We start from the raw sequence: 13,490 nt of genomic DNA on the forward strand, positions 1-13,490 counted from the left end.
ATTACAATCGCACTCGCATCCATTCGTCAATTGGTTACCTCACCCCGCATTTATGCGAAAAAAGGTACTACGAGCAACAGCAGATCGCTTAAATTGTGTGTCTACTTTCTTGACAAAGGTACATTTCTGCGAGCGGCGGACGAAATAAGGCTGATTTCAGCCTTACAGTAGATCGGGTCAACCATCACCGCTTAACCTGACAACATAGATCCGCATCCCCCGGATTGGACAATTTTCGCGTCGTCTCGCTTCTTTTTCTGAAATATCACATGATATAATAATGGGACTAATCCGGAAAGGGAGCAGACCCATGACGACATCTTCCATCGTACGCCGTGCCGCGGCGCAGCTCCGCACGCATCGCACCTACTTTTTTCGGCTGTTGTATCTGGGATTGTTCTCCGTCTTCATGCCGCTGCTGGTCAGCGTTGCGCTGTCCTATTGGCTGATGTCGGCCAATCTGGAGCGCCAGGTGAAGCAGGCGACGCAGATGACGCTCGACCAGATGCGCCAGCGGCTCGACGGCTATATGGTGGAAGTGGAGCAGGCGACGACGAGTCTGCTGCTCGACAACGATGTCGTGCACGCCGCGTACCAGTCCGATCTGAAGCAGGACGTAATCGCCATGTACCAATTGAACAAAAAAATCAACCTGGTCAAACAGGTGCTGCCGCGCGCCTATAGCGTCGATCTGTATTTGCCCCGTCAGCAGCTCGTCTTGTCCACGGCCCAGGGATACTTGTCCGCCGATACGACCGGGACGACCGACGCGCTGTTTCGTACGCTCGATCTGTCCCAGGGCTCCGCCTGGACATTCATGCAGCGGCGAACGCCGCCGCTCGGCCAGGATGAGCCGCTCATTGTGTTCGTTCGGCAAATTCCGCTGCTGTCCTCCGTCGCGCAAGGCTACATATCGGTGTCGTTCACGGAAAACGAATGGTTCCATTATATGAAGTCGGGCGACGGCGGCATTACGGTCATCGACTCGAAGCGGCTTATCCTGTCGCATGCCGATCCGCACCTGATCGGCACCACGCTGGCCGACAACGCCATGTGGGAGGAGCATATGCTGCGCAATCCTGCCGCGCTCGGCTCCTTCACCGACTACCGCAAATCGGTCATTACGACATTCAGCAAATCGGGGCTGGCCGGATGGACCATCATTGAAGAAACCGCGTTCCGCGACATGTACACATACAAGTCGCGCATTCTGTGGATTACGATCGCGATCGGCCTGCTCGCCTCGCTGATCGGCGTCAGCATGACCTACATGAATTCGCGCCGGCTGTACGCTCCGCTGTCCGACCTGCTGAGCAAAGAGGGACGCAAATACACGGCCTCGCCCGTCCCCATGGACGAATGGGGCTTGATCGGACACAAATGGAATGAATTGGAGGGCCAGATCGAACAGTTCAACCGCAGCAACAGCCCGCTGCTGCGCGAGATGTTCCTGACCCGGCTGCTCTACCATTACTACGCCAACGCGGGTCCGGCGGAAATCGGCGAAATGTGCGAACGGCACCGGATCGACGCGAAGTCGGCCTACCAAATTATCGTTGCGGAGCCGGAACGGTTCGAGCTCGGGGAGCGGTTCAAGGCCGAGGACCGGCAGCTTGTCCTGTTCGCGATTGCCAATATTGCCGGCGAAGTGCTGGCCGGACAAGGGCTGAAGGCCGACGTGCTGACGTTTCCCGATTCCGCCCGCGTCGTCCTTGTGCTTCCCGTTTCGTCCGTTCCGCACGATCCGTCCTTGTTCGGCGCCGAGCGGACGGCGATCCGTGCGCTCGGCGAACAGATCCGGGAAGCGGTGGAGATGCATTTGAAGTTCGCCATATCGCTTGGCATCGGCGGCGCGCGCGCTTCGATCGCCGACATCGGCCAATCGTTCAACGAAGCGCTCGAGGCGCTGCGGCACCGGCTGGTTCAGGGCGGCAACCGGACGATCGAAATTGGCGAAGTCGCCGCCTACACGGGAGAGTTCCATTACCCGCTCGAGCAGGAGCAGGAGATTGCCGGAGCGCTGCGCCGCGGCGATTGGCCGGAGGCGACCGAACGGTTCGCAAGCTTCATGCGAAGCGTGCGGGAAAGCGGCTGCACCGCCGCGATGATCCGCCAGTCGCTGTTGATGCTGTTCCTTTCGTTATCCCGCCTTTCCAGCGGATGCACCGACCGGCTCGTGCAGATGAATGCCGGCGAAACGCTGATGAACTGCGCGACCAGCAGCGAAGCGGAAGGCTGGTTTCGCTTGCGCTTCCTTCCTTTCCTGATCGAATGCCTGACGCTGGAGCAAGAGCAGATGGGCATGCGCAACGTCGAGTCGGCCAAACAATACATTGCCGCCCATATCGCCGGCGAATTGTCGCTGACGGTCGTCGCCGGGCATGTCGGGCTGAACCCTTCCTACTTCAGCCGCCTGTTCGCGAAGAGCACGGGCAGCAACTTCAGCGACTATGTCGCCCGCGCCAAAATCGAACACGCCAAAAGTCTGCTGCTCGGCACCGACATGACCATCGCCGCCGTTGCCGCCGCCGTCGGGTATATCGAGCCGACGTTCCGCCGGGTGTTCAAGCAGCTCAACGGCGTCACGCCGCATGCTTTCCGGGCCGGCCAGCGCGGGTAACGACCGTACACATTTGTACATCGCAGCCGCCGCCGGGGTCAAAATATGTACACCGCCCACGCCGAACCCTTGCCGGGCAACGGCTGCCGGGCCGGTCAAAAGCTGAGTCTTACGAAGCGGCCGCCCTCCTGCCTACAATAAAGCCAGGAAGGGGGTGGATATATGGAAACGATGGTCGCGCCGCGCCGCAGAAGCAGGCTGCTCTCGCGGCTGCTTGCCAGTCGCTGGTGTTACGTGCTGGCGGCGCCGACGGTGCTGTATTTGCTCGTCTTCAAATATGCGCCGATGTGGGGAATCGTCCTGGCGTTTCAGGAATTTAATCCTTACCGCGGTTTTGCCGACAGCCCTTGGGTCGGGCTGGAGCATTTCCGGCATTTTTTTGCTTACCGGGACTTCTGGCCGCTGCTGCGCAACACGCTCGCGATCAATGTGCTCGGACTGCTGCTGTTTTTTCCGCTGCCGATCGTGCTGAGCCTGCTGCTTAACGAGGTGCGGCACGCGCTGTTCAAGCGGGTGGCCCAATCGATTGTGTATTTGCCGCACTTTCTGTCCTGGGTGATCGTCGTCAGCTTCACGTACATGTTCCTGTCCACCGACATCGGGCTGCTCAACAAGTGGCTCGTCCACAGCGGGCGCGAACCGGTGTCGATGCTGACGAACCCGAATACGTTCTGGCTGCTGCTGACGGCGCAGAGCGTGTGGAAGGAAGTCGGCTGGGGCACAATCATTTTCCTTGCGGCGATTGCCGGCGTCGACCAGCAGCTGTACGAGGCGGCGCGAATCGACGGCGCGCGGCGAATGCGCCAAATCTGGCATATCACCTTGCCGGCCATCCGCGGCACGATCGTCATTCTGATCATTCTGCGCATGGGCAGCATGCTGGACGTTGGCTTCGAGCATGTGCTGCTGATGCTCAACCCGCTCGTGCAGCCGGTGGGCGAAGTATTCGACACCTACGTGTACAAGCGCGGCTTGCTTTCGGGGCAATTCAGCTACGGGACGGCCGTCGGCCTGTTCAAATCGGTCGCCAGCCTGGTGCTGATCGTCGCCGCCAACCGGCTCGCCAAACGTTTTGGGCACGACGGGCTGTATTAATTTCGCATTTCGCACAAGGAGGCCATGCCCATGAACCGCAGCAGCCGTTCGCCTTCGTCCCTCGCGGCCGACATCGCGATTTATGCGGTGCTGCTGCTCGTATGCATCGTGATGATTTTTCCGTACGTGTACGTTTTTGCCGTTTCGTTCACATCCGCACAAAGCTATGTAGCCGGCGAATTTATTTTGTTCCCCCGGCAGTGGTCGCTCGATGCTTACCGTTACATCCTGTCGACAAGCGCCTTCCTCGACTCGTTCCGGGCGACGGCATTCATCGCGCTTGCCGGAACGGCGCTCAGCATCGTGTTCACTACCTCCTTCGCTTACGCGGTGACGAAGAAAACGATGCCCGGGCGCAACTTGCTGCTCCTGATGCTGCTTGTGACGATGCTGTTCAGCGGCGGACTGGTGCCGCAATATTTGCTGGTGGAGAAGCTTGGCTTGATCAATTCGTTATGGGCGCTTATTTTGCCGGTGCTGACCAACGCGTGGAGCGTTTTTGTGGTCAAAAGCTTCTTCCAGTCGCTGCCGGACAGCCTGGAGGATTCGGCGCAAATCGACGGCTGCAACGATCTGGTCATCTGGTACCGGATCATCGTCCCGCTGTCCATGCCGGTGATCGCCGCATTTTCGCTGTTTTTTGCCGTCGGGTACTGGAATACGTACTTCAGCGGGTTGATCTATATGCGCGACGCCGCCAAATGGCCGCTGCAAGTGCTGCTTCAGCAGATGATTCTGCAGAACGAAACGAACATGGGCAATATGTCCGTCGTTTCGTTCGATCCGTCGCAAGCGGCGCTGCCGCCGGAGACGATCAAGATGGCCGCGCTCGTTGTCGTCATTGCGCCGATCATCCTGGTTTATCCGTTTTTGCAAAAATATTTCGCCAAAGGTGTTCTTCTCGGTTCGGTCAAAGGATAACCCGCTTTGCCACCACTATCGCCAAATCAAAGGGGCTGGAACTATGAAACGTCGTCGTCATCAATTGATTCTCGCGCTGGGCGCGTCTTCGCTGCTTGCGCTGCCGCTCGCCGGGTGCGCCGGCAAGGAGAAGCCGCAAGGCTCGAACGCATCCGCTTCCCCCGCCGCCAGCGCAAGCGCAAGCGCCTCGCCGCTGTCCATCAGCATGCAGACGCTGATCTGGGGCACGCCGCCCGACGTGGACAAAAGTCCATTCTATCAGGAACTGCAGAAACGCACCAACACGAAGCTCAAAATCGAATTTGTCACCAGCCCCGCGTTCACCGAAAAAATGAACCTCGCGCTGGCGTCCAAGACGCTCGCCGACATTACGGTGGTGAAAACGCTGACCGAAGCGAACATCGTCAATGCGATCAACCAGGGCGCCTTCTACGACCTGGGGCCGTTTCTCGGCGATTTGAGCAAATACCCGAATCTCGCCAAGCTGCCGGCCAACCTGTGGAGCGACGCCAGCATCAACGGGAAAACGTACGGCATCCCCAATGCGACCGGTGTCATCAGCGATGCCTTGCTCATTCGCAAGGACTGGCTGACGGAGCTGAACCTGCAGGTGCCGACAACGGTGGACGAGTTGAAGAGCGTATTGGAAGCGTTCAAAGCGAAAAAGACGGGCGTCACGCCGGCGACCGCTTCCACCACGTATCCGATCGGTACGGCGATGAGCGCCTTCGGCACGCAGAACCCGGTCATCGAAGGCGACCGTATGGTGCTGAAGGAACTGACTCCCGGCTTCCGCGACTATTTGCTCTACATGCGCGACCTGTATGGCAAACAGCTTCTGCCGACGGAATATTCGGTGCTCAAGGCCGGACAGGACACGGAGATGTTCCAGCAAGGCAAAGCCGGCGTGTTGAACCGGCCGATTCACGAGGCGTGGACGATTCAGAAGGAGCTGAAGAAAACGGCGCCCCAGGGCGAAGTATTGGTGCTGCCGCCGCTGAAAGGGCCGAACGGCTACGTGCAAAACGCGCGGGATTCGTTCTACGGCGCCTTTATGATTCCTTCTTCGGTGCCGAAGGACAAGGTGGAGAAGCTGCTTCGTTATCTTGACCAGTCCGCCAGTCCGGAATTGAACGATTTGCGCAAATACGGCATCGAAGGCATTCACCACAAGAAAAATGCCGACGGCAGCATCGCCGTCGACAGCGAGGCGCTGAACCGCGACGTTGGCGGAACCGTGTACGTGCTGGTCAACTCCTATAACAAATATAACGAAATTGAGAAGTTTGCCGACATGCCTGCCGATTTCATGAAAGAGCTGAAGCAGAAAACTGACTCGTACTTCCAGAACGCCAAGCCGGACCCGTTCACCGGTCTCGTGTCGGATACGTATGCCAAACGCAGCGGCGACCTGTTCAAGGATATGGGGACGAACGTCACCAAGGTCATTATCGGCAAAAGCTCGATCGAAGAATGGGACGGCTACGTGAAGCAGCTGCAAAACGACGCGACGGTGCAGACGATGATGCGCGAGTATGCGGATCAGTATAAGCTGAAAAATCCGGCCAAATAGGCCACTAACAGGCTTGCGGAGGTGTCCGATGTTTGTATTCGGCAGCCAGTATTTGCGCTCGTGGACGCCGCGCAGGCGGGATTGGGATCGCGATCTGGCGAACATGAAGGCGTACGGGTTCAATACGATTCGCGCCTGGCTCGTCTGGAACGTGCTGGAGCTGGACGACGGCGTGTACAATTGGGACTATCTCGATACGTTCGGAGAACTGGTCGCGAAGCATGGGCTGCAGGTCGGGTATTTGTTCCATCTGCAAGGCGCGCCGGAATGGATGGTGCGGCGTTACCCGCAGTTCTACGAAGTCGATGCGAACGGCAAGCCGTTCGAGCCGTCGGCTCGAACGAGCACGCCCTCCGGCGGATGGCCGGGTCTGAATTACGATTACCCGGAAGTGCGCGATCTGGAGGAGCGGTTCATTTCGGCCGTCGTGGGGCATCTTGCGAACCGGAAGGAAATTGCTTTCTGGGAGCCGATGAACGAGCCGCACAACATCATCAACTTCGCATCGCCGGAGCATACGACGTTCGGCTATGGCGAGGCGACCCGCGCCAAGTTCCGTCTGTGGCTGCAGCGAAAGTACGGCGATCTGGCGCAATTGAACGCCGCGTGGCAGCGGCATCACAATAGCTGGGACGAAGTGCGGCCGGTAACCTGGCGTTACGGCTACCGCGACGTAGTCGATTTCCGCCTGTTTCTGATCGACAATCTGGCCGAGGAAATCGCGTGGCGCACGGCCGTCATTCGCCGCCATGACGCCAGGCCCGTCATTGCCCACTCCTGGGGCGGCGGTTCGATCACTTGTCCCCATCTGGGCGGGATGGCGTTCGACGACTGGCGCAATGCCCGGTGCTTCGACATGTGGGGCTTCAGCGCCTTTCCTTCCGGCCTGTCGAGCCACAGCATGCTCGGCTTCTCGACCGATGCGGCGCGTTCGGCGGCGAACGGGAAAACGTTCTGGCAAGCCGAGCTTGGCGCCGGCGACCACAGCGGCGGCTTCGGCCGCAAGGGCCGCGCGAAAAAGGAGCAGCTGGCGATCTGGACATGGGAATCGATCCGCCACGGTGCCAAGGGCGTGCTCTACTGGCAGTATCGCAAAGAAGCCCACGGCCACGAAATCGGCGGTTACGGGCTGACCGATTACACCGGCAACCCGACGGATCGTCTGCTGGAAGTGGCGGCAATCGGCCGTTTGTTGAACAAGTACGAGCGCTGCTTCAACGACTCGGAGCCGGCGCCGGCGGAGGTTGCGCTGTTGTTCAGCCTGCAGTCGTACCTCGTCGACTGGTGCGACCATCGCAACTGCACGCTGTCGATCGATTGCATGAGCGGTTATTACCGGATGCTGTGGGAGCATAACATTCCGGTCGATATCGTGCACGAAGAATTCGCTACGGCCGAGCAGCTGCGGCGCTACAAGCTGATTATCGTGCCGCAGCCGGCGGCGCCGCACGCCCGCGCGAAGCAGCTGCTGCAAGAGTATGTGCACGCTGGCGGCTGTATCCTCGCCGACCCTTATTTCGCCGCCTTCGACGATGACCTGCTGCTCGATCATACGGTTCCCGGCAGCGGCTACGAGCGGTTGTTCGGCTGCGAGGAAGACGACATCCGCAATGAACCGGCGGTGGACATCGTTTATCGGGATCGGACGCTTCGGCTGACGGGGGCCAAGCTGAAAGAGACGTTCCGGCACGTCACCGGGGAAGTGCTGGCGACGTATGCCGACGGTTCGGGCGCCGCGCTGGTACGCGGCAAGTACGGCGCCGGCAGCGCGCTGATCAGCGGCGTCCATCTCGGGCTGACTTACGCGCTGAAGACGAGTCTTGGCGACGAGCTGACTCGCGTCGGAACTCACGAGGCTGGCGCCGACGCACAGGCGATAGTGCTCGATCTGGTTCGCGAGCTGCACATCGAAGCCCCTGTCGTTACAGGGAATCCGTGTGTGCAAAGCAGCCTGCTGCTCAACCGGGACACGGAGGACGTGCTGATTGTGATCAACAACAGCCAATCGCCGCAGCAGGCCGACATTCGTTTCGGCGGCCGCACGTATCGGCAAGCCGTCTTGATCGTCGGACACGGAAAAGGCGGGATTGCGGAGACAACGGAAGCTGCTGGAACTGCGGAAGTCGAGGAGACTTCAGGAACTGCGGGGACTGCGGGAACTGCGGAAATTGCCGAGGGGCGCTCGTTTGCCGTTTCGTTGTCTGCGCTGGAGGTTCATGTGTATTTGCTGCGCTGACCGGCTCGGCGCCTTAATAGACCCTATTTTATTGCCTATTTCACTAAAAACGGGCAGCCGCACCGAAATAGCCAGTGAAATCACTGGCTATTTCAGCGTCATTCTGACTACCCGACCCAGTCGCCTCTGTTTGGGGATGATTCCCCTTGGCCTCGTTATTTCCGTCCATTCGTTTCCATACTCGCAGTTTCCGGGTTTTGCCGTTTCGCTCCTTACTCCCCGAGCGCTTTTTTGCCCGCTTCCAGCAGGGCGATGATCCGGTCCGTATCGTACGTGCAGCCTTTCCACGTCCCGCCGCTTACCGCTTGCAGCGCCGCCCACAGCCGGGTGTCGTCCGGCAGGTCGACGTCCGGCGCCAGTCCCGGATGCGGCTCGCGCGCCGCCAGCACGGCGGCCCCTTCTTGCGGCGTATACGTCCGGTCTGCCTCGCCGACAAAATCGACGCGCCCTTCGAGCCGGCGCAAGTCGATGGCGATTTCGACAAGGTCGCCGTCGCGCAGTTTGCCGATCGGGCCGCCGGCCAGCGCTTCCGGGCCGGCGTGGCCGATGCACACGCCGGTCGATACGCCGGAAAACCGCGCGTCGGTAATCAGCGATACGTGTTTGCCGTAAGAAAGATGCTTCAGCGCGGAGGTCAGCTGATACGTTTCCTCCATGCCGGTGCCGGAAGGGCCGCGCCCGATCAGCGCCATGATGTCGCCGGCGACGATGCCGCCGGACTTGATCGCGGCGATCGCGCTTTTCTCCGTCGTGAACACTTTGGCGCGGCCGCGATGCACGTAGACGCCGTCTTCGCCGACGATCGACGGATCGATTGCGCCCGACTTGATGACCGCGCCTTCTGGCGCCAGATTGCCCACCGGAAATGTCAGCGTGGACGCCATTCCCCGCTCCTTCGCCCGCTCCGGGCTGAGGATGACATCGTCCGGATCGATCCCGTCCTCCTCAAGCAGCCGGCGGCGCACGAGCTGCCGGCGCTCCGACGATTCCCACCAATCGAGAGAGGCGCCCAGCGTTTGCCCCGTCGCCGTCAGCACCGATTCGTCGAGCAGCCCAAGCCGCCGCAAATGCAGCATCGCTTCCGGCACGCCGCCGGCGAGAAACACCCGCACCGTCGGGTGATAGTCGGGGCCGTTCGGCAGCACGCTGACAATGCGGGGAACGGCCCGGTTCACTTCGATCCAGTCGTCGACCGTAGGCACGCGGCAGCCGGCGGCAAACGCCAGCGCAGGGATATGCAGCAGCAGGTTGGTCGAGCCGCCGAACGCCGCGTGCACGACCATGGCGTTGCGAATCGCGCCGTCGGTGACGATGTCGCGCATGCGAATGCCCGCCGCCTCCATCGTCATAGCCGCGCGGGCGGATTGCCGCGCGATCTCTTCCCAGATCGGCTGGCCGGAAGGCGCCAAAGCCGCATGCGGCACCGTCATGCCGAGCGCTTCGGCCACCACCTGCGCCGTCGCCGCGGTGCCGAGAAACTGGCAGCCGCCGCCCGGCGTGGCGCAAGCGCGGCAGCCGAGGTCCGCGGCTTCCTGCAGCGTCAACTCGTCGTTCGCGTAGCGGGCGCCGATCGTCTGGATTTTGCCGGCGTCTTCGCCGTTCGTCGGCGGCAAAGTGACGCCGCCCGGCACGATGACGCACGGCAAATCGCGCATCGCCGCCAAAGCGATCATCATCGCCGGCAACCCTTTGTCGCAGGTGGCGACGCCGATGACCGCCCGGCGAGTCGGCAGCGAACGAATCAGCCGGCGCAGCACGATCGCCGCGTCGTTACGGTACGGCAGCGAATCGAACATGCCGGTCGTGCCTTGCGAGCGGCCGTCGCACGGGTCGCTGACGTAACCGGCGAAAGGCACGCCGCCCATGGCGCCGATTTGTTCCGCCGCGGCTTTCATCAGCAGCCCGACCTCCCAGTGGCCGGTATGATAACCGAGCGCTACGGGCGTCCCGTCTTCGCCGCGGATGCCTCCTTGCGTGCTGAGGATCAGCACTTGTTTGCCCATCAGCCGGGTGGGGCTCCAGCCCATGCCGACATTTTGCGTCAGCCCGAACAAGTCGCCGCTCGGCGCATGACGCAGCATGTCCGGCGTAAGCGGCAGCGAGCCGGAAGGACCCGCGGCATGCGTCCGAATGCGAAACATATCGTCCCGATGCGATCCCATTATCTCGTGAATTGGATGATTCATAGCACTCGCGCCTCAATTCGTTTGATATTATCAAACACAGTTTTGAAAATTTTATTCTATCACCCTACTCTACCATGCGCCCCCTGGGCTATCAAGCCAAACTGCTGCCGCGACCGCCTGACGAAGTATGCAGGCTCCTTTATGTTCAAGTACCCGATCTTGCAGCCGCAAGCGACGATTAAATGATTGAAAATATAGCATGTGAATTTTTTCCATCAATTTCTGTCCAAAAAGCGGTCCCCCCATCCGGAAGGGTGCTCCATCAGAAGCCCCCTCCGCAAATAGGCCATCATTTATTGCCTATTTCCTCAAAAGGCGGAGGCAGCAAAGAAATAGCCAGCGAAATCACTGGCTATTCGGCAGAAAAGCTCGATGAAAGGGGTATTGGCAAGGGAATAAGCCATTTTTCATGGGCTATTTTGGAGGGGAGCGTCTATTGTCGGCAAATAGACCATGTTTTCACTGGTTATTGTGACAGCAAGGGGGATGATTGCCTCCCACAGCCCGAAAATTGCGACCGAGCGGTGACTCCATTTCCTACACGATTCGCCCGAATCCCGCGAACGGATCGTCAATGACGATGCGCGCCGCCTCCGTATCGCCGATGCCGCTGTACAGATCGGCTTTGCCGTCCGGGCGCATGACGATGCCCGCGGCGAACGCGCAGTCGGTCAGAACCGGCTTCTTGGCCGGACCGTCGGGAAAACAATCGCGCGTCGCGATGACGCGGCAGTCGTGCAGCTCCCTCGTCCGCGGATCAATGATGAACGACATGTTCATGTAGGCCGAAATTTTCGTGCCGTCTTCCCTCACCGCCGGGTAACCGAGGTGCCCGATCGCCCCGATCAGACCGCTGTCCAGCAAATACGCCTGGTTGCAGCCTCCCCATTCGTCCGCGGCGAACATCCCTTGAATATAAGGCGCCTGTTCGATCGTTTCCGCCGACAACTGCTCCAGGGAGTCCAGCACCGTAAAACCGATCATCGACAAACTTCCGTATTTTTGACGAAGGGTATCGCCTTTCGGCCGCGAAAACACCCCGATGCCGCCACCGGCCATGTCCACCAGACGAATGTCTTTCATATGGTCCGGACCCGTGGTGAAATAGCGCAGGTCGTGCAGATCGGTCCCGCGATAGAAATAGCCGTAAAACGTGTCGTAGGTGCCCTGGAGGAAACGGACATGCGTGCCGCCCAGCACCATTTCGTCGCCGATCCGGGACACGTACGGGTCCTCGAGCTGATAGATCATCGAATCCGGAACGACCGTCCACTCGTCCGGCCCGCTTGCTTCGAACAGCCGCACCCAGGAGCGGGCCCATTCGTGGCGCCGTTCCAGCCGCCCGTAAATATACCGTTTCCCTTGCCATTCGAACGGGATCGAAGTATTGTACACATCGAATCCGTCCGCGCCGCGAAATGTAAGCTTCACACTTTCATAAACCCGTTTGTTTTGCTCGAACGATCGGCGTTTCTCCACTGCTTGCATCTTTGCCGTCTCCTCTCGGGATATGCTTCCGTTCGCTTATAGAGTAATATGAAAGTAGCCGCGGAGTCTTGCCACATTTTGACCGCGTTTCCGCTATTTTGACCTCAAGCCGACAGCGGACCGATGAAGGAGACAACAATGCTGCTGCATACCGAAGGGAAAGCGCCGCAATTGAAAGCCGCCGTCGGGATCGATCCCGACGTCCAAGCCCATTACCGGTTTATCACCTCGGTTCGCAACACGACGGGCCGGCATACGCACGACTTTTTCGAGCTGTTCCTCATTATCCGCGGGAGTGTCATGCACTGCATCAACGGCGCCAAAATACGTCTGGCCGAAAACACGCTCGTGTTTATCCGCGATCGCGATATCCATTTCTATGAGGAGACGGAGGAAGGCGACTGCCAGTTCCTTAATTTGTCCTTTTACCGCGAAGCGCTGGACGACTTGTTCGCCTACCTTGGCGAAGGGTTTCCGAAGGAGAAGCTGCTCGCCCCCGAGCTTCCGCCTTCGGTTATGCTGGCGCGGACGGAGACCGAATATGTGCGGGATCGGCTGGAGAAGCTGAATCTGGTTTCCCGGGCGGACAAGCCGTTCATGAAAGCGCAGGTGAGGGCGCTGCTCGCCGAGCTGTTTACGCGTTACGTGTCGTTGGCGCTGGACGATCCGCTTCCCGGCAATCCGCCCGTCTGGCTGCAATCGTTATGCGAGGCGATGACGGGCAAGGAGCATTTTACGGCCGGCACCCCGGCGCTCGTGCGGTTGTCGGGCAAATCCCACGCCTACCTGTGCAGAGTGTTCAAACGCCACCTTGGCATGACGCCCGTGCAATACGTGAACGGGCTGCGGCTGTCCTATGCGGAGAAGCTGCTGCTCACAACCGATATGGAAATCGTCGATGTATGTCTCGAATGCGGGTTTGACAACATGGGCCACTTCTATGATCTGTTCAAACGCCACTACCGTTTGCCGCCCCATGCGTTTCGCCAAAACCGCCGGTTGCTCTGAACCGGCAAGCCTCCCATGCAACAACGCCGAGTTGACGCTCGGAGAGCATACCCAATAGGCCATAAAAAATGGCCTATTGGCTCCATTTCAGCCCTGCCGACAAAAATAGCCAGCGAAAACGCTGGCTATTTTGTCCCAATCGGCTCCAAATGGGCCTTTCCAGAGAAATAGCCAGTGATTTCACTGGCTATTTCGTCACTGCCGCTCGATTTTGGCGGAATAGGCCATAAAACCTGGCTTATTCTCGCATTGGGGGCATTGAGGAGCATTGAGGAGCATCGGGGACATCTGAGCGAAGCAGATCGGGAACATCGGCCCGTATCGAGTCGCAACAGCACTCGGCCGCGTGCATCCAGCACGCCC

8 protein-coding genes are annotated in these 13,490 nt (G+C 59.6%); 6 read left to right on the forward strand and 2 right to left on the reverse strand.

Annotation, left to right across the window (positions count from 1 at the left end; genetic code table 11):
* The first annotated feature begins 310 nt into the window (after positions 1-310).
* The 5 genes from EXY20_RS31445 to EXY20_RS31465 all read left to right on the forward strand — a co-directional run bounded on the left by EXY20_RS31445 (position 311) and on the right by EXY20_RS31465 (position 8,445).
* Complete coding sequence (locus EXY20_RS31445) at positions 311-2,620, forward strand: helix-turn-helix domain-containing protein (protein ID WP_167859661.1); 2,310 nt, start codon at positions 311-313, stop codon at positions 2,618-2,620.
* A 162-nt stretch (positions 2,621-2,782) separates the two neighbouring features.
* Complete coding sequence (locus EXY20_RS31450) at positions 2,783-3,715, forward strand: ABC transporter permease (RefSeq protein ID WP_135556392.1); 933 nt, start codon at positions 2,783-2,785, stop codon at positions 3,713-3,715.
* A 30-nt stretch (positions 3,716-3,745) separates the two neighbouring features.
* The gene (locus EXY20_RS31455; RefSeq protein WP_135556393.1) at positions 3,746-4,636 is read left to right on the forward strand and encodes a carbohydrate ABC transporter permease; all 891 of its coding nucleotides are present in this window, start codon (positions 3,746-3,748) and stop codon (positions 4,634-4,636) included.
* A gap of 43 nt (positions 4,637-4,679) precedes the next feature.
* Complete coding sequence (locus tag EXY20_RS31460; RefSeq protein ID WP_135556394.1) at positions 4,680-6,209, forward strand: extracellular solute-binding protein; 1,530 nt, start codon at positions 4,680-4,682, stop codon at positions 6,207-6,209.
* A gap of 28 nt (positions 6,210-6,237) precedes the next feature.
* Complete coding sequence (locus EXY20_RS31465) at positions 6,238-8,445, forward strand: beta-galactosidase (RefSeq protein ID WP_135556395.1); 2,208 nt, start codon at positions 6,238-6,240, stop codon at positions 8,443-8,445.
* 212 nt (positions 8,446-8,657) lie between these two features.
* On the opposite strand, the gene EXY20_RS31470 is transcribed toward EXY20_RS31465, so the two are convergent.
* Together EXY20_RS31470 and EXY20_RS31475 are read right to left on the reverse strand one after the other, a co-directional pair.
* Positions 8,658-10,631, reverse strand: coding sequence for a YjhG/YagF family D-xylonate dehydratase (locus EXY20_RS31470; protein WP_135556396.1), 1,974 nt, complete (start codon positions 10,629-10,631; stop codon positions 8,658-8,660).
* 537 nt (positions 10,632-11,168) lie between these two features.
* The gene (locus tag EXY20_RS31475; protein WP_135556397.1) at positions 11,169-12,119 is read right to left on the reverse strand and encodes a DUF1861 family protein; all 951 of its coding nucleotides are present in this window, start codon (positions 12,117-12,119) and stop codon (positions 11,169-11,171) included.
* A 138-nt stretch (positions 12,120-12,257) separates the two neighbouring features.
* Between EXY20_RS31475 and EXY20_RS31480 the strand changes: the two genes are divergently transcribed.
* Positions 12,258-13,127, forward strand: coding sequence for a helix-turn-helix domain-containing protein (locus tag EXY20_RS31480; protein WP_135556398.1), 870 nt, complete (start codon positions 12,258-12,260; stop codon positions 13,125-13,127).
* Positions 13,128-13,490 lie beyond the last annotated feature (363 nt).

The organism is Paenibacillus cymbidii (assembly GCF_004764705.1).
GTDB classification, from domain to species: Bacteria; Bacillota; Bacilli; order Paenibacillales; family NBRC-103111; genus Paenibacillus_AN; species Paenibacillus_AN cymbidii.